Annotated in this window: 20 protein-coding genes and 1 riboswitch; of the genes, 6 read left to right on the top strand and 14 right to left on the bottom strand. The window is 64.0% G+C overall.

What is annotated here, in order from left to right:
- Nucleotides 1-10: 10 nt before the first annotated feature.
- Nucleotides 11-325 (bottom strand): c-type cytochrome, encoded by a 315-nt coding sequence (locus ACO076_RS08335; RefSeq protein ID WP_421726260.1) that lies wholly within the window; start codon nt 323-325, stop codon nt 11-13.
- Between the two features lie 284 nt (nt 326-609).
- Between ACO076_RS08335 and ACO076_RS08330 the strand changes: the two genes are divergently transcribed.
- The gene (locus tag ACO076_RS08330) at nt 610-1,677 is read left to right on the top strand and encodes an ABC transporter ATP-binding protein (protein ID WP_421726259.1); all 1,068 of its coding nucleotides are present in this window, start codon (nt 610-612) and stop codon (nt 1,675-1,677) included.
- Between the two features lie 4 nt (nt 1,678-1,681).
- Here ACO076_RS08330 and ACO076_RS08325 read toward each other — a convergent pair whose 3' ends face one another.
- Genes ACO076_RS08325 through ACO076_RS08305 form a run of 5 tightly spaced genes read right to left on the bottom strand, consistent with a single transcriptional unit; the run spans nt 1,682 to nt 5,906 of the window.
- On the bottom strand, nt 1,682-2,389 hold the full coding sequence (locus tag ACO076_RS08325) for a DUF1045 domain-containing protein (protein WP_421726258.1): 708 nt from the start codon (nt 2,387-2,389) through the stop codon (nt 1,682-1,684).
- Nucleotides 2,390-2,426: 37 nt separating this feature from the next.
- Nucleotides 2,427-3,359 carry a 3-keto-5-aminohexanoate cleavage protein gene (locus ACO076_RS08320; RefSeq protein ID WP_421726257.1) on the bottom strand — a complete coding sequence of 311 codons (933 nt, stop codon included), beginning with the start codon at nt 3,357-3,359 and terminating at the stop codon, nt 2,427-2,429.
- Nucleotides 3,360-3,370: 11 nt separating this feature from the next.
- A complete protein-coding gene (locus ACO076_RS08315; protein WP_421726256.1) occupies nt 3,371-4,318 on the bottom strand; it encodes a 3-hydroxyacyl-CoA dehydrogenase in 948 nt (315 codons plus the stop codon).
- Complete coding sequence (locus ACO076_RS08310; RefSeq protein ID WP_421726255.1) at nt 4,319-5,173, bottom strand: SDR family oxidoreductase; 855 nt, start codon at nt 5,171-5,173, stop codon at nt 4,319-4,321. It lies immediately after the preceding gene.
- Complete coding sequence (locus tag ACO076_RS08305; protein WP_421726254.1) at nt 5,139-5,906, bottom strand: 3-ketoacyl-ACP reductase; 768 nt, start codon at nt 5,904-5,906, stop codon at nt 5,139-5,141. The genes ACO076_RS08310 and ACO076_RS08305 overlap by 35 nt, the downstream gene beginning before the upstream one ends.
- A 148-nt stretch (nt 5,907-6,054) precedes the next feature.
- On the opposite strand from ACO076_RS08305, the gene ACO076_RS08300 reads away from it, so the two are divergent.
- Entirely contained in the window at nt 6,055-6,519 is a 465-nt protein-coding gene (locus ACO076_RS08300; protein WP_421726253.1) for a GyrI-like domain-containing protein, read from the top strand.
- Nucleotides 6,520-6,574: 55 nt separating this feature from the next.
- Here the strand turns inward: ACO076_RS08300 and ACO076_RS08295 are convergent, their stop codons facing one another.
- The 3 genes from ACO076_RS08295 to ACO076_RS08285 all read right to left on the bottom strand — a co-directional run bounded on the left by ACO076_RS08295 (nt 6,575) and on the right by ACO076_RS08285 (nt 13,743).
- Entirely contained in the window at nt 6,575-7,261 is a 687-nt protein-coding gene (locus tag ACO076_RS08295; protein ID WP_421726252.1) for an energy-coupling factor ABC transporter permease, read from the bottom strand.
- Nucleotides 7,262-7,317: 56 nt separating this feature from the next.
- Nucleotides 7,318-7,533: riboswitch (cobalamin riboswitch) on the bottom strand.
- A gap of 52 nt (nt 7,534-7,585) precedes the next feature.
- Nucleotides 7,586-11,860, bottom strand: a complete 4,275-nt coding sequence (locus tag ACO076_RS08290) for a translocation/assembly module TamB domain-containing protein (RefSeq protein ID WP_421726251.1) — start codon at nt 11,858-11,860, stop codon at nt 7,586-7,588.
- Nucleotides 11,861-11,895: 35 nt separating this feature from the next.
- On the bottom strand, nt 11,896-13,743 hold the full coding sequence (locus ACO076_RS08285) for an autotransporter assembly complex protein TamA (protein WP_421726250.1): 1,848 nt from the start codon (nt 13,741-13,743) through the stop codon (nt 11,896-11,898).
- Between the two features lie 430 nt (nt 13,744-14,173).
- Here ACO076_RS08285 and ACO076_RS08280 point away from each other — a divergent pair, with 430 nt between their 5' ends.
- A complete protein-coding gene (locus ACO076_RS08280; protein ID WP_421726249.1) occupies nt 14,174-14,578 on the top strand; it encodes a YybH family protein in 405 nt (134 codons plus the stop codon).
- 32 nt (nt 14,579-14,610) lie between these two features.
- Nucleotides 14,611-15,771, top strand: a complete 1,161-nt coding sequence (locus tag ACO076_RS08275) for an alpha-hydroxy acid oxidase (RefSeq protein ID WP_421726248.1) — start codon at nt 14,611-14,613, stop codon at nt 15,769-15,771.
- Nucleotides 15,772-15,859: 88 nt separating this feature from the next.
- On the opposite strand, the gene ACO076_RS08270 is transcribed toward ACO076_RS08275, so the two are convergent.
- The 5 genes from ACO076_RS08270 to ACO076_RS08250 all read right to left on the bottom strand — a co-directional run bounded on the left by ACO076_RS08270 (nt 15,860) and on the right by ACO076_RS08250 (nt 22,293).
- A complete protein-coding gene (locus ACO076_RS08270) occupies nt 15,860-17,857 on the bottom strand; it encodes a beta-galactosidase trimerization domain-containing protein (protein WP_421726247.1) in 1,998 nt (665 codons plus the stop codon).
- A 42-nt stretch (nt 17,858-17,899) separates the two neighbouring features.
- Nucleotides 17,900-19,054, bottom strand: coding sequence for an ABC transporter ATP-binding protein (locus ACO076_RS08265; RefSeq protein WP_421726246.1), 1,155 nt, complete (start codon nt 19,052-19,054; stop codon nt 17,900-17,902).
- A gap of 11 nt (nt 19,055-19,065) precedes the next feature.
- Nucleotides 19,066-19,893 (bottom strand): carbohydrate ABC transporter permease, encoded by an 828-nt coding sequence (locus ACO076_RS08260; RefSeq protein ID WP_421726245.1) that lies wholly within the window; start codon nt 19,891-19,893, stop codon nt 19,066-19,068.
- Between the two features lie 2 nt (nt 19,894-19,895).
- Nucleotides 19,896-20,828 carry a carbohydrate ABC transporter permease gene (locus ACO076_RS08255; RefSeq protein WP_421726244.1) on the bottom strand — a complete coding sequence of 311 codons (933 nt, stop codon included), beginning with the start codon at nt 20,826-20,828 and terminating at the stop codon, nt 19,896-19,898.
- 151 nt (nt 20,829-20,979) lie between these two features.
- Nucleotides 20,980-22,293: an ABC transporter substrate-binding protein gene (locus ACO076_RS08250; RefSeq protein WP_421726243.1), complete on the bottom strand. Its 1,314-nt coding sequence runs from the start codon at nt 22,291-22,293 to the stop codon at nt 20,980-20,982.
- Nucleotides 22,294-22,502: 209 nt separating this feature from the next.
- Here ACO076_RS08250 and ACO076_RS08245 point away from each other — a divergent pair, with 209 nt between their 5' ends.
- Both ACO076_RS08245 and ACO076_RS08240 read left to right on the top strand, forming a co-directional pair.
- Nucleotides 22,503-23,534 carry a LacI family DNA-binding transcriptional regulator gene (locus tag ACO076_RS08245; protein WP_421726242.1) on the top strand — a complete coding sequence of 344 codons (1,032 nt, stop codon included), beginning with the start codon at nt 22,503-22,505 and terminating at the stop codon, nt 23,532-23,534.
- Nucleotides 23,535-23,641: 107 nt separating this feature from the next.
- Nucleotides 23,642-24,490, top strand: a complete 849-nt coding sequence (locus ACO076_RS08240) for a sugar phosphate isomerase/epimerase family protein (RefSeq protein WP_421726241.1) — start codon at nt 23,642-23,644, stop codon at nt 24,488-24,490.
- Nucleotides 24,491-24,500 lie beyond the last annotated feature (10 nt).

The raw sequence follows: 24,500 nt of genomic DNA, 5'->3' as shown, positions 1-24,500 counted from the left end.
ACTGCGCTGTCTATTCGAGCGTCTTCAGGTAGGCGATAACATCGTCGACCTGATCGACCTCCAGGACGAAGACCGGCATCGACGGGTGACCGGTGATGATCCCCTCTGCCAATGCTTCCTGCAACGTTTCGACCGGGTAGCGCTCATGCAGGGTGCGGAAAGGCGGCGCAATTCCCAGCGGGCTGTCGCCGAAGCGGCCGACGGCATGGCACATGGAGCAGTTGGTGTCGACGAAGGTGAACCCCCGCTGTTCGTTGGGTTCGAGGGCGTGCGCGCCGCCGACGCCCGTCGCGAGGGCAAAGACCAAAACCGATACGCGAATCATAAGTCGAGATCCCCTGTTTCCATGCTGGGGTGATAGTAGCAGAAGCGCCCACCAGCGATGGTGTTTCCAGTTGTCGCGCGCGCTCGCCGCAAGGCCGAATCGGTCCGTTTCGACCGCTCGTCATTAATCACTTATCATACGATTGACCGGCGATGCCTCTTGCCTGACCGCCACAACTGGGCGATATCATATGTTTAGGCGACAATTGGCGTGCCAAGTGTCTGGCATTGGGCGGTACACGCCGGGAGACCCGGGCAGCGACCGGGCGAAGGGAGAGAGCGAACATGGCCGGAGTCTCGGTCCGCGACGTCTATAAGTCGTATGGCTCCGTGGAAGTTATCCACGGTGTGAACGTCGAAATCGGTGACGGCGAGTTCGTTGTCCTCGTTGGCCCGTCGGGCTGTGGCAAGTCGACCTTGCTCAGGATGATCGCCGGGCTCGAAGAGATCACGGGCGGTGAGATCGGCATCGGTAGCCGAGTGGTCAACGACCTGCGCCCCAAAGATCGCGACATCGCGATGGTGTTCCAGAATTATGCGCTCTACCCGCATATGACGGTCGCCAAGAACATGGGCTTTTCGCTGAAGCTACGGCGCGAAAGCAAGGACGTCATCGATCAGAAGGTCCACCAGGCGGCGTCGATTCTCGGCCTTGAAGAATTGCTTGATCGCCTGCCCAAGCAATTGTCCGGTGGCCAGCGCCAGCGCGTGGCGATGGGACGGGCCATCGTGCGGGATCCGCAGGTGTTCCTGTTCGACGAACCGCTGTCCAATCTCGACGCCAAGCTGCGCGTCCAAATGCGGACGGAGATCAAGGAACTCCACCAACGCCTCAAGACAACGACCATCTACGTCACCCATGACCAGATCGAAGCCATGACCATGGCCGACAAGATTGTGGTTCTGCGCGATGGCGTGGTCGAGCAGATCGGGTCGCCGCTCGATCTCTACGATCGCCCGGCCAACCTATTTGTCGCCGGCTTCATCGGTTCACCGGCGATGAACATCATCGAGGGCCACATGGGCACCGACGGCAAACCCATCTTCGTCGCCGAAGAGGGTATCGAACTGCCGGCACCGTCTCTGCCGGAGGCTATGAGCAGCCGGGCTACCACGTTCGGCGTGCGTCCGGAGCATCTGGTGCTCGCCGACGACGGTTTCCCGGCGCAGGTCCAGGTGGTCGAACCAACCGGCTCGGAAACCCAGGTGTTCATGAAGCTCGGTGGTCACGACCTTGTCGGCGTGTTCCGGGAGCGCGTGCGGGTCAACCCCGGCGAAACGCTTCACCTGACCGCCGACCCGTCGCTCATCCACCTGTTCGACGGGGAAACCGGCGCCCGGCTTCACCAGTAGCCGATTATCCTGCGGCGCCCGGCGTAAGGGCATATCGCGCGTCGACGACAAAATCGCCCGGCGGGTGTGGCTCGACGAAAAGGGCCAACGCGTCGATTGCGAGTGGCTGACCGAGGAAGGCGGCGAAACGCTGCCCGAGTGCCGCATGGAGAAGGTCCCGGTGCTCTACAGGCACCGGTCCGGTCAATGTCATGTGGAACCGGAATTCGTCGAAGACGTACGGGTAGCCCCACGTCTCAAGATATGTCCGTTGACGCGCGGAGAGGCGCTCTGGCCGACGACGCGCGATCTCCTCGGACGTCATCGCCGCCCGGAACGGCTCGAACACCCTGACGACGTCAGCGGCCAAGGCATCCACCTCAGCACTATCGTCCGCTGGCGTCAGCGCAAAGAACGGCCCAATCCGCGACAACGCGAGCGCGGGGATCGTGATCGCCGGACGTGGGACGGCAAACGCCGTCAGCGCCCGGTGCAGGCTGTCAGGACTTTCGCCAGCGGCGAACCGGAACGGCGGCTTCAGCGTCGCATGAAAACCATAGCGGCGCGGCGCCGCGGTAAGGTCATCGACCTCCCCATCGCCAAGACCATCGACGGAACCGCGCGGCAACGCACGCCGTCCGAAAGCGTCGCGACCGAGCCACGCCGCAGCCGCGACAACGAGCGGATGATCCGGTGGCGGCGTGAAATAGAGCGCGACCCGCGCATTGTTCATCACTTCACCGCTCACGAGCTGAAGATGACACGAGTACCTAAAACGCGACCTTATCGCCGCCCTTCAGCGACAGGATGGCCCGCGCCTCGTCCGGCGTGGCGACCTGCATGCCGAGGCCTTCGATGATCTTGCGGGCAAGCGTCACCTGCTCGGCGTTGGTGGTGGCGAGGTTGCCTTTGCCGGCCCACAGACTGTCCTCCAGTCCGACACGAACGTTGCCGCCCAACGCGGCGGCCTGAGCGGCGATCCGCAGTTGCGAAGAGCCGGCGCCGAGCACCGACCACTGATAGTCATCGCCGAATAGGCGATCGGCGGTCCGCTTCATGTGCGCTACGTCTTCCGGATGCGGACCGATGCCGCCGAGCAGGCCGAACACTGACTGGATGAAGTATGGCGGCTTCACCAGTCCACGCTCGACGAAGTGGTTGAGATTGTAGAGATGAGAGATGTCGTAGCACTCGAACTCAAAACGGGTGCCGTTGTCGTAGCAGGTCTCAAGAATGTACTCGATATCATTGAATGTATTACGGAAAACAAGGTCACGGGTCGCTTCGAGCTGCGGCTTCTCCCAGTCGAATTCGTACTCCGAATAGCGGTCGGCGAGATGGAACAGACCGAAGTTCATCGACCCCATGTTGAGAGAGGCGACCTCGGGTTTGAACTGCGCGGCCGGGCGCACCCGCTCGTCGACCTTCATGAACGGGCTGCCGCCGGTGGTGATGTTGATCGCCGCGTTTGTGCCCTGCTTGATGCGCGGAAGAAAGCGGGCGAAGGCTTCCGGGGTCTGGTCGGGCTTGCCGGTTTCGGGGTCGCGTGCGTGAAGATGGAGGATCGCGGCGCCGGCCTCCGCGGCCGCAATCGCCTCGCGGGTGATCTCGTCCGGCGTGATCGGCAGGTGCGGCGACATTGTCGGGGTATGGATCGCCCCGGTGATCGCGCAGGTGATGATGACCTTGCCGTCGACGGCCATACGCACGCTCCTTATTCCCCGATGTCCTTGGCCGCCCGGCGCTTGTGTGCGGCGAGCGCCATGAGCCGACGGTCACGCCACCTATGACGCTTGGTCAAATCTGCTTGGAGCAGCCGGGCTCGACGATCGCGTTCAACCGAGTCCACCACCGGGCCGGTCCAGTCGACCCGATGTCGGGTCTGTTCGAAGATGTTCTCGTAGATGCTCTGATAACGGGTCACGTAGTCGCGCACGCCGCCTGGCGCGTTCAGATCGATGGTTTCGAACGGCCCCATGAACGACCATCGGAGCGCCAGACCGTCGCGTAAGCCCACGTCGACGTCCTCGGCTGATGCATGTCCCTCGGCAACCAGCCGGAACGCCTCCTCGAGCAGCGCGCCTTGCAGCCGGTTCATGATGAAGCCGTCGAGTTCGCGCTTCATCACAATCGGCGCCTGGCCACAAGCGGCGAGAAAATCGGCGGTCCGGGTCACGACGTGCGGCGCTGTCCACGGCGCGGGCACGACCTCCACCGCCGGGATCAGGTAGGGCGGATTGAGCGGGTGGGCGACCAGGCACCGCGCTCGCCCGGCGAGGCCCTCCGTGAACAACGATGGCAACAGCGCGGAGGTCGAACTGGCGATCACCGCGTCCGCTGGCGCTGCTGCGTCCAGTTCGGCGAACATTGCCTGCTTGACGGCAAGGTCCTCCGGCACGTTTTCCTGAACATGCGTCGCATCGGCCAAAGCCTCGCCAAGGCTATCGGCGACATGGATGGCGTCGATAACCGCGTCCGGTTCGCGACCGCCGAGCAGGTCGTTTGTCTGAAGGTCCGGAAGGACGGCTCGGATGAACGCGATGGCGTTGGCCGGCGCTTCGCTGACGCCGTCCCAGAGCGCTACCTGGTGGCCGGCGCGTGCAAAGGCGATCGCCCACGCTCGACCGACAAGACCACAACCAATGACAGCAACCTTGACCATTCACAGCGCCTCCACGTTGCCGTCGACGCCAATCGACTGACCGGAAATGTTGGCACCAGCGTCGGAGAGGAGAAACGCAATCATCGCCGCTACGTCATCCGGGCTGACCATGCGACGAAGCGAGACCTTGGCAAGGTACTGATGTTCCATTTCGGCGACGGGGATGCGGAGCTGCGCCGCGCGATCGCGGATCACGCCCGCCATCCGCGGCCCCTCGACGACACCAGGCAGGATCGCGTTGACGCGGATGTTGTCCGGACCGAGTTCCTTGGCCAGGCTTTGCGTCAGGCCGATCACGCCGAACTTGGCGGCACTGTAAGGCGTTCGGAATGCATAGCCGTGACGACCCGCCGCCGACGACATGTTGACAATCGATCCGCCGCCAGCCTGTCGCAACATCGGCACCGCACGGCGAGCGCATAGAAACTGACCGGTCAGGCACACGTCGAGGCAGCGGCGCCAATCCGCCGGATCGATGACCTCGACACCGCCAGTCGGGCCAGCGATGCCGGCGTTGTTAATCAGGGCATCGAGGCCGCCCAGGGTGCTGTCCGCCGCCTCGAAAAGTCGATCGACATCCGCGTCGTCGGCAACATCGGTCTTCACGGCCACCACACCAGGGAGGTCCTGTCGGACCGTCGACAGTGCCGCGTCGTCGATGTCGCAGACGAGAATCCGCGCGTCGCAAGCGAGCAGCCGCGCAGCGATTGCGCGACCGATCCCGCTGGCGCCAGCGGTGACGACCACCCGTTGGCCCGCCAGACCAGCGGCGAGGTCCGAAACGCTGTTGATCACCGTTGTGTCTCGCCGACGGTGGACGTCATAGCCGATGCAGCCCGAGGCCGCCGTCGACATAGACGGCGTGTCCGGTCGTGTAGGGCAGCGCGCCGGCGGCGAGGCTGGCGACGGCACGGCCAACATCTTCCGTCTCTCCCCATCGGCGGATGTGGGTTTCACCAGCCTCGATCCGCGCGGAGAAAACGTCGCGCACGGCGATATTGATATCGGTCTTGATGAAACCAGGGCGGACTTCGTAGCAGGCGATGCCATGCTCGCCGAGCCGCATGGCGAACATCTGGGTCATCATTGGCAACGCGCTCTTCGAGATGCAGTAGGCGTTCTTCTCCGGCGACACCATCACTGCGTTGACCGAGCTGATGGTGACGATCGAACGGCCATCGCGCTTGTCGTCCTCGGCGAGCATCCTGCGGCCGGTCGCCTGGGTCAGAAAGAAAGGCGCACGCAGGTTGATGGCCATGACCCGGTCGAAGTCTTCCGGTGCCCCCTCGAGCAGATCGCCGCGAACCGCCATGACACCGGCATTGTTGACCAGGCAATCGAAACGCCCGAAGGCAGCGTAGACGCCATCGATCAACGATTCGTGGGTGGAGAGATCGGTAATATCGGCCTCGGCAAACACGCCGGACGCGCCGAGTTTGGAGATCGTCGCGAGCGTCGTATCGACCTCGGAATCCGCGACGATGTCGTTGACGACAACGTCGAACCCGGCCTCCGCCAGCGCGCAGGCTATGCCGCGCCCAATACCTCGCCGTCCGCCCGTAACGAGCGCGACTCTGCGATCACCCATTCAACGTCCTCCCCACCCGTAGCGCAGACCTCGGGTCCCTGGCAGGATGCCATTGCCAGCCATGCCCAACATGCGGTTGACACTCGTCAAAGCGCCCCGCCCCGTTCGTAGCCGATCCTGTCCCAAAGAGAAACGGAGACCGCACCTAATGGAATTCAAGCACGTTGAAACAGAGGAGATGCCATATCTTTACGTGGATGGCGTATCGGGCCGTGACCCGCAGGCCGTCAGCTTGGCGATGGGCCGTGCCTTCCGCCGCCTGATGGATTTCTTCGAGAACAGGGGGATTGCGCCGACCGGTGTACCGATGTCGGTCTACTACAACTACGATCCGAACGAGATGACCTTCCGTGCGGCCATCCCAGTCTCCGCGACCGACGCCACCAAAGCGGATGGCGATATCAAGGCCGACATCACCCCGGCAACCAAGGCCCTCGCCTTCACCCACGTCGGTCCGTATCGGGATTTGGGCAAATGCTATGAGTCCCTGATGACCTATGTCGAGGCCAATAAACTCGAAATCGCGCCACCGACTTGGGAAGCCTACGTCAACGATCCAGCCGACACGCCGGAGGATCAACTCAGGACGGATATCATCGCCAGTCTGAAGTAGGCCGCAGAGGAACGAACGGGCCGCGGCCCGGTGCCAGGGCCGGGGCCGCCCGTTGCTACGTCGTCGCCGGGTGGTGGAGGCGGTTGTAGACCCAAGGGCTCGAGCTTCGTGACGCCGTGGCCTTGGCCACGGCCAGCACACCCAGATCGGCCAGCGGCTCCAGGATGATCACGCTGAGGTAAGCAACGCCGAACGAACCGACCGAAGCGAGATTCTCGGCGCCAAACCCGCTGCCATAGAATGCCCAGAACGCCACCCAAGCGACCACGCCGCCCTGATAGGTGGCCGACAGTGCCAGCACTTGGCGGTACGAGACGTCGACATACGGCGTGTGGGCGGGAATGATGCGCCTGGCCAGAAGACTGATCGCCCACAGCGGGACGATCAGGGTCGTCACGTTAATCGCGTATTGCGGCAGATCGGCCGGCGCGAACAGAAGGCCTTGCAACAGCAATCCTGCTGCCAAGCCGACCGCCGCAGGTCCGGCGCCGAGGACGAGATAAAGTGTCGAGCCGAGGATGAAGTGGACTTCGGATACGCCGACCGGGAAATGCGGGAAAATCTCGAAGAAGCAGAAAACCAAGGCGGTTGCCGCCACGCTGCGGCCGAGTAGCGCCGCAACGCCGCCGTCTAGCCGTATGGTGTCGACCGCCATCTTGGCGGTCAGGCCAAACGACGCCGCGGCCGTCGCGTAGCTCAAAACGATCTTGGCGCCGACGACGACGCCGGGTTCGATATGCATATGGACCTCCTTCCCGCACCCACCGTGCGGCAGAGTTGATGTGAGACGCGTCGATGACGCGCCGGCCGGCGATGGCAGGTCTCCTGGCTCGCGGTTGGGGCGACACCCGCCTTCCCGGCCGGAACTGGCCAGTGGCATCATGGGTCTCGCCTGCCGCTCACAGTTGCGGGGGCAGCCACGGTCTCGGCCCCTTTTTTTGGGTATGCCTCACCGTGTTCCCTTTTCATCCGCCGTGCGATTCGCTTGGCGGAACCATCACCGCGAGAGTGTTACAGATGGTATGGGACTGCAAGTCGAGTGGGTATTGGCCGGCGACTGGAACGCTCAGTACTCGCGTTCGTAGGTGAGTCCGATCTTGCCGGATCCGTCGCCGCCGGCCTCGCCCCGCGCCTTCAGATTGCGGGTGAGGTCGAGGTCGATCGTCACCCGGCCGGTACCACTGGTGTCCTGCTCGACACCAAGGCGCAGATTGTCGTTGATGCGTTTGCCAATGCCCACCGTCGTGCCGCCGGACTCGTTCTGGCGGATATCGATGTCGTCCAGGCCGGTGATCTTCCGCGCCCTCGCGAACAGCCCGTCACCACGCGAAAACGCGCCCGAGAACTGACCGATCGCGTCGACAAGCTGGGCGGCCTGAAAGGCGGTCAGGCTGCCGACGTTCCGATCGAACAGGAGGTGCGAGATGATTTCCTCCTCCGGTAGTTCCGGTGTCGACGTGAAAGTGATTTCCGGATCGTCGGCCGGTCCGGTGACCAGAACATTGGCGGTGATATCGGACGCTCGCGTCGTCGCTTCGAAATCCAAGATCGGCACCAGATCGCCAGCAAAAGTCATCCTGCCTCGGGTGAAGTCGAACCGGCGTCCGAGCACCTCGATGCGGCCGCGCAGCATCTCGAAGCCGCCGACGGTGACGATGTTCTCCGTCGTTCCCGTGATCCGTAGCGATCCGCCGAGTTCGGCATCCAGCCCGAAACCGCGGACAATGATGGCCGACCGACTGGAACCGGCAACGGTGATATCGAGGTTCAGGCCGCCGCTGCTCTGCGGACCGCCGGCCGTGGGTGGTGGCGTCGGCTGGATCGGCGGCACGAAACCCGGCTCAACATTGATGTGCTCGACATTCAGCGCCACGCCACCACCGAAATGGTCGGGCAGGAGAACCTCCGCGCGAGCGATGTCGACCTGCCCGGTAATGGAGCCCGTTGTCATCAGCGGACCGGTGAGCGCAAGGCCGGCCGTGTAAGAGGCATCGATCATCGTGCCGTCGGAGTAGCGGCCATTACGAACGTCGATGGTCAGATCCGCCGGCAGACCGGCGGTTGGATCGACGGTGATGCGACCGCTGACGGTTATCGCGCCGCCCTGCGCCATCCGGCCGGTCAGTCCAGGGATCGTCGCTGTTTGCCCATCAAAGCGGATATCGCCTGCGACCCCGGCGACGCCGAACTTGGTGTCTGCGTCGACGATCGTGGCATCGGTCAGGCTCACCGTTCCCGAGATCGCCGACGGACCGGCGACCGAGACATCGATCCGGGCGAGCCCGCCGAGCTCCAGCTCACGGTCGGTGAACAGACCCAGGAGTTCCAGTGGCGCGCTGCCTTGAGCGCGCAGGTTCGGATCGCGGCCGTCGAAAGGCACCGAGCCCGTGACATCCAAGGCGAGACCGCCGCCGGTCAATCGGGCGGTCAGTGTTGTGGCATTCGCGGTCGCGTCGCCGTTCGCAGCGATCGACAATCCCGGCAGCCCGTTGCCGGTTGTCTGAGCGACGCCGAAATCCGTCCAGTTGATCTGCCACGTCGCCGTCGGGTCGGTGGTCGTACCGGTCACCGTTGCACTGCCGGATATGGTTCCCTGCGCGCGCAGGTCCGGCGCGAAGGTGTTGACGACCGACGCGGACACGGCATTGAGCCGGACGGCGAGGTTGAGTTGTGGCGAAGCCGTGCCGCCGACCGAAACCCGCCCGCCGCCGAGCGTCAACACGGCACTCTCGATTCTCACCTGATCACCAAACCGAATACTGGCGGGTTCGACGAGTGCCGCCCGGACGCCGGAAACCGCTCCGTCGAGCGACGTCAGGCGCAGGACCTGGGCGTTGCCGTCGGCCGAAAGCGATCCCGATCCCGATAGATCGAGGCCCGGCCCAGCGGCGGTTGCGGAAAACAGCGTCGTGCCGTCGTCAATGGTGGCTGAAACCTGGGCTCGGTCAATCTGCGTCGATCCTGCAGCAATGCCGGCCGCGTCGATGGTTCCCCCGATCTGCGGCATCCCGAACAGATCGTCGATGCGCACGTCGCCACGCGCGGTATCGACGACGATCGTCTCGATTGCAACGTCGCCGGCGTTGAAGTCCAGTGATGCCGTTTGGCGTCCATCGCTCGCGGAGAACCGGAGGTCGCCTTTCATCGATCCGCGGGCGTCTAGAAGCGCCAGCGCGGCAAGCGTCGTCAGGTCCGGCGCGTCGAGCGCCAGGGAGCCGACCAGAAAACCGTTGGGCGTCTGCTCGATCGAACCGGTGAGCCTGTTCTCCGCGATGGCAAGATTCACCGTCGGCAGCACAAACCGGCCGGTGTCTGAATCGAGCATTGCCTCCGCCGATCCACTCAGCGAGCGGCCGGCATAAGCGCCGGAGAGGGCCAGGTCGGCCCGCCAGCCATTGTCCACCGGCCCGCCACTCACTTCCAGTTCGGCGTCGGCGATCGGCTGACCGGCCAAGCGGCCATCGGCCACGCCGATCCGCACGTCAAAGGTTGGCCGGGCGAGCGCGCCGGAAACGTCCGCGGAAAAGGACGCGGCGCCGCTGGAGTCCGGGGCCAGCGCGGCGAGGTCGGTGACGTCGCCGGACAGTGCACCGGCGACGGTTCCGGCTCCGAGACTGAGGTCGCCACCCACGGTGAAAGCCGGCGCGCCGATCGTAAGATCGGTGACTTCCAATCCGTCCTCGCTGTCCGCCAAAGTCAACGCGAAACGGCTTTCGCCAGCGAGCAAGGACGCAGCCATTGCCGCACCCGGATCGAGGTCGGTTGCCGTTCCCGAGATCGAAAGGCTGATCCCTTCGGGGCCGAAGAACGTGCCGTTCGCATTGGCCGAAACCGCACCCGACAGAGGTTGGCCAGCAATGGGCGCCAGCTCGGCAAGATCGGCGATTCGCATCTGGACTTCGCCGGTGAGTTGCGCCGCCGACCCTTCGCCGGTGAAGAGCGCCTGGCCGCCCGCCGCCGACGCGTCGATATCAAGACTGGCCGACGCTGTCGCTGGATCAAATGTCCCGTCGGCGGTCGCCAGCAATGGCGCGGTGTCGGTTGCCGTCAGTCGCCCACCGGGCAAGTCGACGGCGTCGGCCTCGATCCGGATGGCGAACGGCAACGTGTCGGCGTTGAGCAGGCCGCCGGTTTCGGTCTCGACGGCGAGCGACAGCCCAATGCCGGGCACCGACATATCCGCAGTCGCCAGCCCCGCGACCTGGGCAACCAGATCAAGGCGGCGCCCTTCGCCACTCGCCGCGACACGGCCGGATGCGGTGAGGCCATCGATGGCGATCGAATCGCCGCCCGTTGGCAGCGTGATCGGGCGTCCGTCAGGCCGTCGCGCCTCGAGCCGTATTGACATTATCGAATCGGAGAAACCGTATTCGCCAGAAGCCGTTAGCCGAACCGTCTCAGTTGAGACGACGGTGTCACGGACACTGATCTGTGGGGTGTCGGTGTCGAGGCCGCTCCAGCCGACATCGGCGGTAAGTTCGATGCGGCCGGCGAGGAGATCTGTGAAACCCGGCGGAACCAGCTCGGCAAGGTCCCCCTCGCCATTGACCGTGAGGCGGAAGTCGTTGTCAACGTTGGTGAATCCGAATCGGCCGGAGAACCGGGCGTCGCCGTCGGACGTCAGGGAAACGGCGCCGTCGAGACCGTCGCCAGTGAGTGAGGACCGGGCGACGAGCCTGTATCCCGGGCCGGTTTCGCGGCCCATCAGGCCGAGGAGCACGCCGTCCGACGCCTCCTCGACGCTGAGGTCGACGGCCATCGACGCCCCGCCCGACGCCCGCGCGACACGCGCGGCCACAGTGCCGACACCGCTGTCGATCCGCGACGCATCAAGGCGCGCCTGAATTGCGCCATCCGATCCGAACGCAAACGCGCCATCAACGGCAAACGCCGCAGGACGGCCGACCAGGCCCGCACCGAGCTCCAGTTGTGTGACTGTCAGCGAGCGAGCGGCGAGCGGGATTAATCCCCCCTCCCCGCCACTGCCGCTGCCGGCGAGCACCGGCTCGCGATGGACCGCGACGCGGCCGGCCGCGATCGTATCGAACGCGAGCTGGCCGCGCAGAAGTGCCGGTGTGTTCAGATCGATCGCCAGATTGTCGATCTCGGCGAAGGTGCCCTGATCGTCGGCGAGGACGATCGTATCGGCGCCGAAGCTGAACGGCGGCCAGCCCGACAGCGAGCCGATCGACAGGGTCAGGCCGTCGCCCGATACGGTCCGCTCGACAAAGCCAGCGAGCATCGACCGGCCCGGCGGGGTCGCCAGCAGGACGAGCACCAGCGCCACCAGCGCGACAATGCCGGCAATCGCGATGGCGATGTAGCGGAGTGCGCGGCCCATAATCTCAGCCGGATCCTTTCGTTCGGCCCGTTCGGTCAGAACGCCTGACCAAGCCCGACATAGAGCGCGAATGAGGGATCGTCAGGGCCGGGATCTACCGGAACGGCAACGTCGACCCGGAGCGGCCCGACCGGGGTCAGATAGCGGATGCCGCCGCCAACCCCGACCTCGAGGTCGCCGATCTCCGGAACCATGTCGCGGTAGGCGTTGCCGGCATCGACGAAACCGACGACGCCGAACGAGTCCGAGATACGATAGCGGACCTCGCCGGACACGGCGAAGCTGCTGCGGCCACCGATCAATTCGCCCTTTTTGTTACGCGGACCAATGCTTTGGTAACTGTAGCCGCGCACCGACCCGGCGCCGCCGGCGTAGAGCCGCCGGTTGGCGGCAACATCGCGGACGTCATCGACGGCCAGAACCGCCGTCTGCACGCGACCGGCCAGGATGAAACGACGATCGCGGTCAAGCGCCCGGTAGGCGGAGAAGTCCTTGCGGAAGGTGGCGAACGGCTTGTCCTGAAGGAAGTCATAGGCCGGTGCCGCCTCGAAATGCAGATTGAAGCCGCGAGTCGGATCGAGCGCATTATCACGAGTATCCCAATCGATCGCGCCGGTGAGCGTGGCGATGAGATAGTCCTCTTCGGGGATCGCGTCTTCCGTCCGGGTGCGCTCGATCTCGACCAGCGCCGAGCCGCTGACGGTGTCGGAGAAAACGCGCGTCAGCCCGGCTTCGGTCTCAACCGTGGTCACTCGGTAGGCGTCGGTCGTCTCACGAAACCCATCAGCGCGGAGGGTGAAGTCGGTCATCGGATCGAATACGCCGGGTTTGCGGAACAATCCCGCGACGCGGAAGTCGGGTTCGTCGAAATCGCTGTCGAACAATCGCGAAACCTGGCCGTACAAGCGCAGCGATTCGGCGCCGCCCCACAGGTTGCGATTCGCCCAGAAGACCCCAACGATGGCCCCCTCGGTGTTGGAATAGTCCACACCGGCGCCGATCACCCGACGTTTGCGTTCGGTGACCACGATCTCGATCGGTATCGTGCCATCGGGATCGAGCTGAGCGCCCGGGATGACCCGGACGCTTTCGAAGACGCCGAGGTCACGGAGGCGCTGCTCGGCGCGCCGCGTGGTCTTTGGCGAGTACGGCGCGCCCGGATCGATGCCCGCGCGCCCGAGGATCAAGTCAGGATTGACCCCTTCCGCCCCGGAGACCGAGACCCGGCCGAAATCGGCCATCGGCCCGGGTTCCACCCAGATGCCAACATCAAGCGTACGGGTCGCATGGTCGGCGACCACATCGCTCTGGCCGACCGCGACAAGCGGATGACCGGCATCGCGCCATCCGGCAACGATGCGGTCCTCGGCGTCGATGATCCGCGTCGCTTCGGCGAGCTCACCGGGAGCGATATCGAGGTCTTCTAGTGTCAGGCCAGGCGGCAGCGGGCCAGCATTGACGGTGCCGAACACGAACTGAGCGCCGGCGATTACCTCGACGGAGACGCTGACCGGCTGGGCACCGATCGCGTCGAACGGGCTCCAGTCGGCGATTGGGCGGCCGTCAATGGTGATGAACACCTCGCCGGCGTAGCGGGCGTGGTTGTAGAGGACCGCGGTGAGCGCACCGACATCCTCACGCGACCGCGCTAGCAGCCCGACCAGACCGGAGGTCGGCGTGCGCCTGCGGGTGTAGAGCGACGAGGCATTACGGAGTTCGCGATCGAGCGAGCGGTTGCCGCCGACAACGTTGATCTCGAGCGTGTAGGTGACCGGGTCCGGGACGTTCTCTTCGGCATCGCTGGCCCGGGTGAACGGCCAGATGGCGAAAGACGGCGTCGCGGCGCCCACCAGCATCGCTGCCAGCGCAAACGCAACTGTCATGCGTCCGGACCATCCGAGGCGCAAAGCCATTCCGTCCTACCGTTTCCACGCCGTATAGCACGGCGTCCGGCCCATCCCGGCCGATTATCCGCCAGTTTACCAACAGAGCCCTGAATCACGAGTTTATAGGCAGGATGCATGCCACTGGCAGCCGCAGGGCATAGCCGGCCGAAATGGAGTAAGTACCTATCTTTTTGATTATATTGGGAAAAACAACTCCGCGGACAGGCCGAGGGGTGTGCTACTCGTGATCATTCGGGCCCGATCCAATCAGGCGGCGATACTCTTGGGACTTGAGTGCCTCGGCGATCTTCATCAACGCTTCACCATGATACTGAAGCGTACATTATCCCCGCTCAGGCAACCGCAAGGGTTCTACCGCAAACGGTGGTATGGGACTTGGGTCGGAGCCCAACCACGGAGGTATGAGATGGACGACAAGGAAGCGGTCCTAAAGGCGGATGACGCGTTCTTCGCGGCACTTAACGCTATGTTTGACGGCGATCTCGATTCCATGACATCGCTCTGGTCCCACGCCGACGACGTGGTCTACCTCGGCCCGGACAAGGTTTTCCTTGTCGGTTGGCCGGCCGTGCTCGCCGATTGGCAGCGTCAGGCCGCGCTGAAACTCGGTGGCCAGATCAAAACCGTCCAGCGGCATGCCACCATCGGCCAAGATGTCTCCGTCGTACACTGTACGGCAAAGGGCACGAACACCGGCCCGGACGGCAACAGCGTCGACGTCTCGATGCGCGGAACGAACGTGTTCCGCAGGGAAGGCGGGGCGTGGAAGCTCATTGCCCACCACTCCGATCCGCTGCCGTTCCTCGGCTAGTCACAACCGTCGGATCGAACGGGAAGCCTCCGGTGCGCCTCAAGGACTGCCACAACTTTCGCGACTTCCGTGAGTTGGCGCGCCGCCGACTACCGGGGCCGATTTTCAACTACATCGATGGCGCTGCCGACGATGAGACAACGTACAAGCAAAACACGCTGTCCTTCGAGAACGTTGATCTGGTGCCTGACGTCCTGCGGGGTGTCGAAGAAGTCGACATGTCCGTGACGGTGTTCGGGCGTGACCTCGCGATGCCGGTGTACTGCTCACCGACAGCGCTACAACGGCTCTTTCACCACGAGGGGGAACGCGCGGTCGGCGCAGCCGCGGCGAAGTTCGGCACGATGTTCGGCGTATCATCTCTCGGTACGGTGAGCCTCGAGGAGCTTCGCAGGGCACACGATACGCCGCAGGCCTATCAGTTCTATTTCCATAAAGACCGCGGACTGAACCGCGCTATGCTCGAGCGTGCCAAGGCCTGTGGTGTCGATGTCATGATGTTGACCGTCGACAGCATCACCGGCGGCAACCGTGAGCGCGATCTGCGCACTGGCTTCTCGATACCGTTCAGGTTGAACGCCCGCGGCATTGCTCAGTTCGCAGTGAAACCGGCTTGGGGCGTCAACTATCTGCTGCACGAGCGTTTTGGGCTGCCCCAGCTCGAAGACCACGTGGACATGAGCGGCGGGGCCATGTCGATCGGACGATACTTCACCGAAATGCTCGATCCCGCGATGACCTGGGACGATGCCGCCGAAATGGTCCAACAGTGGGACGGCCAGTTCTGCCTCAAGGGCGTGATGTCCGTCGAGGACGCCAGGCGCGCCGTGTCGATCGGCTGTAACGGCATCATCCTGTCGAACCATGGCGGCCGCCAACTCGACGGCTCTCGCACCCCGTTCGATCAACTTGGTGAGATCGTCGACGCGGTCGGCAATCAGATCGAGGTCCTGATGGACAGCGGCATTCAGCGCGGGACACATGTGCTGAAAGCGCTATCGATGGGAGCGAAGGCGGTCGGTATCGGACGCGCGTATCTCTTCCCTTTGGCCGCCGCCGGACAAGCTGGCGTCGAACGCGCGCTCGGCCTCATGCGCGCCGAAATCGAACGCGACATGCGTCTGATGGGCGTGCGCTCGATCGACGAGTTGTCCCGTACCAATCTACGACACGGCTTCTCGCTGGCGGGCTGATCTCTCCGCCCGGCGAGGGGACCATGGCACTACAGTCGAGTCGGTTCCCTCGCCGCCGTCTTGCGAAGCGACCTGGCCGGCCTGACCGTCACACAGCGATCTCGACCATCTGGTGGCCGGTGAGCTCCGGCACCTGAAACACGACCCGGTCTCCGTCCTGGCGGAAGGTCAGCGCCTCGCCGCCGGGGACGATCTTCACCGATGTTGCCGGTTCGTCGATCGCTACGGATACGTCGATATCGCGCAGGGTCACCAGATCCTGGATCGGCTGGACCTGATCGCCCATCAGCTCGCCGCGCAGGGCGGGCGTGGCGTGGAGCAAGTGGCACACATAGCGACGCTCCTCCGATTGGTGGCGCAAAGTCGCGCGGCCGGCACGCGGCAGCGATGTTTCGATGACGCTCGGATGACCGAGCGCGTGGCGGATGACCTTCTCGCCGATCTCGAGCAGAGCAACGAGACCGGTCTGCTTGTAGGCGGTGAACAGCGGGTGGGCCAGATAGACGAAGCCGCCCTTTTCCGATCCCGCGTCGAAGCCCGACGGCTCGGGCTGGTTGGGGGTGTTGCGGTGGCCGCTGAAGTGGCGCGGCGCGCGATCGAAATAGGGATCGTAGGTGTCACCGAGCGAAGCGCCCGGCTCGGCCTTGATCCGCTCCGACACCACATACATGAACAGCGGATTGTCGACGAACGATGCGCGAAGACCCTCGCGCGGCAGCAGGAAGTCACCTTCGCTGAAAGCGGGGGGACCGCGCCACTCGGCGCCGACATCGAACAGAAAACCCTGCTCCGGATCGATCCCGCTCTTGCCGGTCAACAGGACGCGGCCTCCGCCGGCGACGTAGGCGTCGATCTTCGCCTTCAGCTCGGGCGAGACCTCGATTACGTCAGGCAGGATGATCAGGCGATAGCCCTCAAAGTCGGACTCGAGATCGAGCACATCGAAGGTGAGCTTGCTTTCCAGCAACAGCCGAACGACACCTTCGTCGGCCTGGAAGCTCTTGGTGGCGCGACCGGCGATGCGCTGTCCCGAAGCGGCTTCAACGCTCATTACGCCGATCTCGGCAACGTTGCGCGATCCCACCGCCCACGGCTCGCGCGCCGCGACGTGGGCATAGGCGGTGCCGATCGCCTTATAGGACGACTTGTCCATCGCCCCGGTCGGATGAAGGTGATCGCCGATCGAGCACCGCGCACCCTGGGCGAGCATCGCACCGCACTCGTAGAGCAGCGCCTCCGGCTTCTTGTAGCCACCCATCTCGCCCCAGAGGTGATGGAACTTGCCGGTCATGCCAAGGAACGGAATATCGAGTGGCTCGATGTAGCGGGCGCTCACCGGGAAATGCTCGTAACCCCAAAAGGCGGTCGGCAGCGACTCAATCTCCAGATGGGTGAAGTACTTAAGGATGTCGCGGCGACCGCGGCGGATGTGACCGAAATTGAAGAACAGCGGCCGTTCCGCGTCGTATTTGCGCACCGCGCCGCTGACCCGCTCGAAGAACTCGATCTGGATCTGCTCGGTGAAGGTGACGCGATCGTCTTCATCCGTCCAGTCGAGCCCCTGCGCCTCCATCCGGGTCTGCACCCAGGCGCTGCACGAGATCATCGCGGCGCAGATATCGATGAAGATGCCGTTCCCGTCCGGGAACATCTGCATCACCTCCTCGACCTGGTCGCAGAGGTAGTCGAGATAGGGCGAGGCGAAATCCATGAACGCCCAGCCGGCTTCCATCGGCCCGCCCCACTGGCGCATCAGCGAACCTTCGGGCGTCACCACGCGCCAACCCGGGTGCTCCCGAGCGGCGAGTTCATCCCAACCGGCGGAGATGTAGATCGGCGCGTTGATGCCAGCGCCGTGGAGTGCGTCGATCTGGCCGCGCAGCAGGTCGAAGTCGAGATGGGGGTGCGTCTTGCCGACCTTGGTCGGGTGATAGGACCAGCCATGATGGCACTTGGCAAAGAGCGTGACCGAATCCACGTGCGCGTCAGAAAAGGTCTGGGCGAAGTCGGCTGGATCGAACTTGCTACCGATGCCGGGGATCAATTCAGAGGTATGGAAATCGAGATGAATCTGACGATAGCGCATGGGTCGCCTTTCTGGTGCTTGCAATAAGAATGTCGGTTGCGATCAGACCGCCGTGCTCTGGCGCTCGGGGAACCGGAGGGTCGCGCCGTCCGACGCGAAGACGAAAACGTCGCGCGGATCGATGGCGAGGCGCATGGTGGCGCCATAGCTTGACGCGGACTGATGGGCGCGATGGACGGCGATGTAGCCGTCCTGGGACTCGGAATCGACGGTGGTGAGCGGCCCGCCGTCGACATATAGCAGCGTCTCGCGGCCGAGGCTCTCCACCACCTTGACCGTGGCGTCGACCGTGACGGCGCCGTTGGTCACCTCTTCGCGGAAGCTTTCCGGGCGGACGCCAACGACGATGTCGGTGCCGATCGACGGCGGCGTGCCGTTTCCATCGGGCGCCGCGAGGCGCAAGGGCGCGGGTGCAACGGCGAGGTTCACGGCGACGGTCGAGTCATCGGTGCCGTCGGCGACGGTCGCCGGGAAGAAGTTCATCCGGGGCGAGCCGAGAAACCCGGCGACGAACAAATTGCCCGGCCGGTTGTAGAGATCGAGCGGCGAGCCGATCTGCTCGATCACACCATCGTTAATGACCACGATCCGATCCGCCATGGTCATGGCCTCGGTCTGATCGTGGGTCACGTAGATCATGGTGGCGGCAAGCTCGGAATGGAGCCGGCTGAGCTCGACGCGCATCTGGGAACGCAGCGCGGCGTCAAGGTTGGACAGCGGCTCGTCGAACAGGAACACGTCCGGCGAGCGGGTGATCGCCCGGCCGATAGCGACCCGCTGCTTCTGTCCGCCAGAGAGCTGCTTCGGCCGCTTGGCGAGATGCTCGGTGATCTTCAGCACCTCTGCCGCGCGAACCACCGCCGCCTCGACTTCGGCCCGCGGCCGACCGAGCATCTTCAGGCCGAAGCCCATGTTCTGGGCGACCGTCATGTGGGGATAGAGCGCGTAGTTCTGGAACACCATCGCGACACCCCGGTCAGCCGGTTCGAGGTCGGTGACATCGTGGTCGTTGATGAGGATGCGGCCGGCAGTGATCGCTTCCAGCCCGGCAATGATCCGTAGCAGCGTGGACTTGCCGCAACCAGACGGGCCGACCATGACGATGAATTCGCCCTGCTCCACCGTGAACCCGACATTCTCCAGCGCCTGGAAGGCGCCGTAGTGCTTGGTGACGGAATCGATGACGAGGCTCTGCATGGACAATGCGCTCACTTGCCGAGCCCCTGGAGACTGCGGACGAAATATTTCTGGGAGAAGAAGAAGATCAGGACGATGGGCACGATGGCGATCGACAGCCCCGCCATCACCGCCGGCCAGTCGGAGGTAAACTCGCTGGTCAGCTCGAAGATCCCGACCGGCAGGGTCTTGAGCGCCGGACGCGTCAGCATCAGGAGGGCCAGCAGGAACTCGTTCCAGATGAACACCGCCTGGAAGATCGAAGCGCTGGCAAGCGCCGGACCGGAAAGCGGCAGAATCACCCGGAAGAAGGTCTGGACCCGGTTACAGTTGTCGAGCCGGGCGGCGTCTTCCAGCTCGCGCGGGAAGTCGAGGAAGAAGGCGTAAAACAGCACCGTAGTGAACGGGATACCGTAGGCGGCATAGGGCAGCACGATGGCGAGGCGGCTGTTGAGGAGCCCCGCCCCGCTGATCATCTGGAACAGCGGCACCAGCACGCCGTGGACCGGCACGGCGAAGCAAACGACAACCAGCAGATAGATCCACCGCATCCAGCGGTATTCGGAGCGGGCGAGTACGTAGGCCGCCATGCCGCTGACGATGACGATGAGCAGCACCGACAGAACGGTGACCATCGCCGAGTTGAACAGGAAGACGCCGAGGCCGATGTCCCAGGCGCGCCCGAAGGCCTCGAAACTCAAGGAGTCCGGGATGCCCATCGGATTGACGAAGATCTCGCGCTTGGTCTTGAAGGCCGCGAACAGCATCCACAGCATCGGCAGCAGCACGAACAGCGCGTAGATGATGACGAAGCCGTACATCGCCAAGCTGAGCACACGGAAGCGGAGGATCTTTTCCATCGTCAGGCCCGCCGCGAATATTTGAGCTGAAGCAGGCCGAGGATCATCGCGATGATCAGCAGGCACACCGCGATCGTGTTGGCGTAGCCCATGTTCCCGAGGTTAAAGGCCTGCAGATAGATGTAGGTTCCGAACACCTCGGTCGCGTGGGCCGGGCCGCCGCGGGTGGTGACATAGATCAGGTCGAAGACCTTGAAGGCGCCGATCGAGGTGATCAGGACGGCCACGATCAGGATGTTCCGGAGCGACGGCAGGGTGATGTACCAGAACGCGCGGATACCGCGGGCGCCGTCGAGGGCGGCAGCCTGGTAGATCTCGTTCGGCACACCCTGCAGGCCGGCGAGGATCAGCACCATCATGAAACCGGTGTACTGCCAGGCGGCAACGACCAGGAACATCCAGATGGCGAGATCGGGATCGCCGAGCCAGCCGAGCATCGGCGGCGTCAGGCCGACGGCCTTCACTGCCGCGTTCAGAGGTCCGATGTTCGGATCGAGAATCATCAGCCAGATCAGGCCGACGGCCACCGATGAAATCACCATCGGCGCGAAGATGATGGTGCGGAAGAACGTGGAGCCGCGCCGGATCCCCCGATCGAGGATCGCAGCGAGTAGCGTACCGATGCCGATCTGGAGGATAATCGAGCCGAAAACAATGATCAGATTGTTGCGCAGCGACAGCCAGAACACCGGGTCGTTGATGGCCCGGACGTAGTTGTTGAAGCCGGCGAAGCTCCAACTCGGCGAGGTCAGGCCGAAGTTGAAGAACGAGCCGATAACGGTGAGGAGCACCGGGATCAGGATGAAGACCAGAAACAGCGCCAGGGCCGGCGCAAGCATCACACCATAGGCGCGGCCCGGCGTGCTCCGCTTGCGGGTGACGGTTCGCCGGGGCGCGACAATCGCGCCGGTGTGCTCGGGAGCCTGTACGGTCATCCGCCTTCAGAAGCCGTTATTGCGCGAGGTCCAAGCGGAACGACGGTACCACGAAAGGCATTTCGTGGACATCGCAGCGTGATCATCACGGGGGAGGATTGCCCGGCCGCGTCCAATCTGACGCGGCCGGTACAAATTTCGGGCGAAGAAGCTACAGGCCCAGCTTCTCCTTGGCTTCAAGCGCAACCCCGCGGATCTGGTCCATCGCCTCTTCCGGCGTCTTGGTGCCGTTCAGGATCTCGACGCCCGCATTGAGGTAGGCTTCCGAGACGCTGTTCTCGAGCAGCACGTCGAGGACGTTGATACCGCCGGAGAACGAACCAACATCCTTCACGATCCAAGTGAACTGCGGCGTCGCACCCTCGACGGTGTCGATGAGCGCCGGATTCGACGGGATCGCGCGCCGTGCCTCGGCGAACTTGGCCGACTGCTCGTCGTTGACGAGGAATGAGGCAAAGGCGACCGCCTCTTCGGGATTTTCGGTGTTCGCCCAGATTTGGTAGCCCTGCGGCACCAGGAAGTTGGCGTTGGGATCGCCGTCACCACCGGTGACCGGAGGCATGCGGAACATGGCGTAGTCGGTGAAGCCCTCCGAATCGAAGATGCTGGCGCACCAGGTGCCGCAATAGATCATCGGCGAAACTTCGGCCGAGAACATCGAACGGGTCGCTTCCGGTGATGTGGCATTCGGCGCGTCCTGCCAGCAGCCCGCCTCCTGCATGTCGAGAACCTTCTGCCACGCCTCGATGTATTTCGGGTTGGTGAAGAGCTCGTCCTCAGGCGCGGTCAGCGCATAGTCGGCGGCGGTGGCTTCCTCGCCAACCACGCGCTGGTTGAACATCGTGATGTAGTGATTCAGCTTCCAGCGTTCCGAGTTGCCGAGCGGCACCGGGACGATACTCGGATCGATGGCGCGGATATCGCGGCAAAGCTGGAGCAGGCCCTCAAAATCGTCCGGTGCGGTCAGGCCGTGCTCGTCAAAGAAATTGGTGTTGTAGTAGAAGTACTTCGAGACCGCGTCGGTCGGAATGCCGAAATTCTTGCCGTCCACCATGAACGAGGCTTGCCAGCCGTCGGACAGGTAGTTTCTGAAACCGCCGTCCCGGCCGCCGAGTTCGGAGATGTCCAGAGCGAGATTGTCGCGAACGAGGCGCGCCGCATCGTCACCCGACCAGTTGAAGAAGATATCGGGGGCATCCGACCCGACCAGCGCGACCTGAATGGTGGTCTTGTAGGCTTCGTTGGGGAAATCCTCGAAAACGACTTCGACGTCCGGGTTAATTTCCTTGAATGCTTCGGCGGCCTGAGCAATGAACTCAGGGAGCCCCTCGTTTTTCAGTGCCCAAATCTTGAGCGTCTTTGTTTCCGCCCCAGCGCTGCCCAATCCTACAATTCCGACGGCTGACAGTGCCAGCACCGACACCCTCGCCGCGCGGGCGAGCCTGCTGCCTGTGACGTTCCTCATCCCTCAACTCCCTTTGGTGGCGGGTCGTCCGTTGGCCCGCTCGATGGGTTGGTCACGCCCGGGTCGTCCCTATGCACGACAACCCGAAACGTTTAGACTTGCTAACATGTCAGAGAAGAAACGGCAACCGAGTCCGCCCGGGCGATCGCCGGAATGCGCCGAAAACCGAAGTTGGGATCGTTGCTAAACGTTTCCGGTGAGCACTCCTGATGGCAACGATCCGCGATGTCGCCCGTCACGCGGGCGTGTCGATCGCCACCGTCTCGGCGGCGCTTAATGAGTCCGGGCCGGTCAGCGCCGACGCGCGACGGCGGGTCTGGGAAGCCGTCGAAGCGGTGGGCTACGCGCCGAACGCCCACGCCCGCAGCCTGCGACTCGGCAAGAGCCGGTTGATCGGAGCGGTGGTCGGCGACGTGACCAACCCCTTTTGGGGGGCGATGGTACGCACCATCGAAGCCGTCGCCGAGAAAGCCCAGTACTCAGTGATCATCCGCAACACCGACGAACTGGCCGAACGCGAGCTGGACATTATCGAGCAGCTCCGTGCCCAGCGCGTGGCGGGGATCATCCTCAACGCCGCCGGCTCCGACGACGCCTATCTGCGCCGACTGCAACGGAGCGACCTCCCGGCCGTCGTGACCATCGACCAATGGCATCCCGATCTCGGTCGCGACTTCGTGGGCGTCGACAACCGCGCGGCCGGGCGCATGCTCGCGGAGTACGTCATTCGTCTCGGTCACCGGCGAGTCGCAGTGATCAGCGGTCGTAAGGGCATGTGGACGGCGGACGAGCGAATGAAGGGCGCGGTGGACGCGATGCGTGACGCCGGCATCGCGGTCGATCCAACCCTGTACATCCAGACCGACTATCGCAGCGATGCCAGCTATGCCGCCGCCACGCCCCTCCTCACCCGCCGCGATCGGCCGACGGCGATCATCGGCTGCAACAACGACATCACGTTCGGCGCGCTGCGCGCCACGCTCGACCTGGGGTTCCGCTGTCCGGAAGACATCTCCATCGCCGGCATTGACGAGGTGCCATGGTCCGGGCTGGTGCGCCCACGGGTAACGGTGGTCGTCCAACCAGTGGAGGACATGAGCCGGCAAGCAACGACGTGGTTGCTCGAGCGGATCACCGCCAACGACACCGATCAGCCACCGCCGCGACAGCGGGTGTTTGCGCCGTCAATCGTCCTGGGCGATTCCTGCGCCCCGCTATCGGCGACGGTCGCCCCAACCTGAGCCGATCGGGGCGGTTTCCATCAAGACTTCGTTCCCGTCGCGCACGGCGATTTGCTATACGAGAGCGCACCAAGCGACGCCAAACCATATATCAGGGGGAAACAACAATGCTTCTTGGCTTCAATCTCTTGCTCTGGTCGACCCACGTCACCGAAGAAGACTTCCCGATCCTCGAGAAGATCAAGGCAACGGGATATGACGGCGTCGAGCTACCGATCTTCGAGGGCGAGCCGGAGCAGTATCGGGCCGTTGGTCAGGCGCTGAAGGACAACGGGCTGCGAGCGACCGCAGTTTGCATCATGCCCAACGCGGACGCCGACTGCACCAGCTCCGATCCGGCGAAGCGGCAGGCCGGCCTCGACCACATCAAGTGGGCGATCGACTGCATGCAGGCCGCCGGTGGCGAAACCCTGTGCGGTCCGTTTCACCAGCCGCTCGGCATCTTCACTGGCGAGCCGCCGACCGACGAGGAACGGCAGAATGTTGCCGAGACCCACAAACAGGCAGCGGCTTACGCGGCGCAGGCCGGGGTGACCTTGGCTGTGGAACCGCTCAACCGGTTCGAATGCTACGTCTACAACACCGTGGCGGATGCGGTCGATCTGGTGAAGCAGGTGGATGCGCCGAACTACGGGATTCTCTACGACACCTTCCACGCCAACATCGAGGAGAAGGACCCGGTCGGCGTGATCGCTCCGAACGTAGCGTCGATCGCCCATGTGCACTTCTCCGAGAACGATCGCGGCACGCCGGGCAAGGGCCACGTGCCGTGGGCGGCGACTATGAAGGCGCTGAAGTCAAGCGGCTACGACGGCTGGTGCACGATCGAAGCCTTCGGACGAGCGCTGCCCGATCTCGCCGCGGCAACCATGGTGTGGCGGGACCTGTCCGCCTCACCGGAGGAGGTCTATCAATTCGGTCACGATTTCTTGCGCGATCAGTGGGCAAAAGCCTGAACCAAGGGGA

The sequence above is a fragment of the Bauldia sp. genome, from assembly GCF_965232525.1.
In the GTDB taxonomy this organism is placed as follows: domain Bacteria; phylum Pseudomonadota; class Alphaproteobacteria; order Rhizobiales; family Kaistiaceae; genus Bauldia.
Note: the sequence above shows the minus strand (reverse complement) of the source record. Positions and strands in the feature narration are given on the sequence as shown.

Excerpts from the sequence above, each read along its gene's own strand:
- ACO076_RS08335 (WP_421726260.1), bottom strand. The coding sequence starts at position 325 with ATGATTCGCGTATCGGTTTTGGTCTTTGCCCTCGCGACGGGCGTCGGC.
- ACO076_RS08330 (WP_421726259.1), top strand. The coding sequence starts at position 610 with ATGGCCGGAGTCTCGGTCCGCGACGTCTATAAGTCGTATGGCTCCGTG.
- ACO076_RS08325 (WP_421726258.1), bottom strand. The coding sequence starts at position 2,389 with ATGAACAATGCGCGGGTCGCGCTCTATTTCACGCCGCCACCGGATCAT.
- ACO076_RS08320 (WP_421726257.1), bottom strand. The coding sequence starts at position 3,359 with ATGGCCGTCGACGGCAAGGTCATCATCACCTGCGCGATCACCGGGGCG.
- ACO076_RS08315 (WP_421726256.1), bottom strand. The coding sequence starts at position 4,318 with ATGGTCAAGGTTGCTGTCATTGGTTGTGGTCTTGTCGGTCGAGCGTGG.
- ACO076_RS08310 (WP_421726255.1), bottom strand. The coding sequence starts at position 5,173 with ATGTCGACGGCGGCCTCGGGCTGCATCGGCTATGACGTCCACCGTCGG.
- ACO076_RS08305 (WP_421726254.1), bottom strand. The coding sequence starts at position 5,906 with ATGGGTGATCGCAGAGTCGCGCTCGTTACGGGCGGACGGCGAGGTATT.
- ACO076_RS08300 (WP_421726253.1), top strand. The coding sequence starts at position 6,055 with ATGGAATTCAAGCACGTTGAAACAGAGGAGATGCCATATCTTTACGTG.
- ACO076_RS08295 (WP_421726252.1), bottom strand. The coding sequence starts at position 7,261 with ATGCATATCGAACCCGGCGTCGTCGTCGGCGCCAAGATCGTTTTGAGC.
- ACO076_RS08290 (WP_421726251.1), bottom strand. The coding sequence starts at position 11,860 with ATGGGCCGCGCACTCCGCTACATCGCCATCGCGATTGCCGGCATTGTC.
- ACO076_RS08285 (WP_421726250.1), bottom strand. The coding sequence starts at position 13,743 with ATGACAGTTGCGTTTGCGCTGGCAGCGATGCTGGTGGGCGCCGCGACG.
- ACO076_RS08280 (WP_421726249.1), top strand. The coding sequence starts at position 14,174 with ATGGACGACAAGGAAGCGGTCCTAAAGGCGGATGACGCGTTCTTCGCG.
- ACO076_RS08270 (WP_421726247.1), bottom strand. The coding sequence starts at position 17,857 with ATGCGCTATCGTCAGATTCATCTCGATTTCCATACCTCTGAATTGATC.
- ACO076_RS08265 (WP_421726246.1), bottom strand. The coding sequence starts at position 19,054 with ATGCAGAGCCTCGTCATCGATTCCGTCACCAAGCACTACGGCGCCTTC.
- ACO076_RS08260 (WP_421726245.1), bottom strand. The coding sequence starts at position 19,893 with ATGGAAAAGATCCTCCGCTTCCGTGTGCTCAGCTTGGCGATGTACGGC.
- ACO076_RS08255 (WP_421726244.1), bottom strand. The coding sequence starts at position 20,828 with ATGACCGTACAGGCTCCCGAGCACACCGGCGCGATTGTCGCGCCCCGG.
- ACO076_RS08250 (WP_421726243.1), bottom strand. The coding sequence starts at position 22,293 with ATGAGGAACGTCACAGGCAGCAGGCTCGCCCGCGCGGCGAGGGTGTCG.
- ACO076_RS08245 (WP_421726242.1), top strand. The coding sequence starts at position 22,503 with ATGGCAACGATCCGCGATGTCGCCCGTCACGCGGGCGTGTCGATCGCC.
- ACO076_RS08240 (WP_421726241.1), top strand. The coding sequence starts at position 23,642 with ATGCTTCTTGGCTTCAATCTCTTGCTCTGGTCGACCCACGTCACCGAA.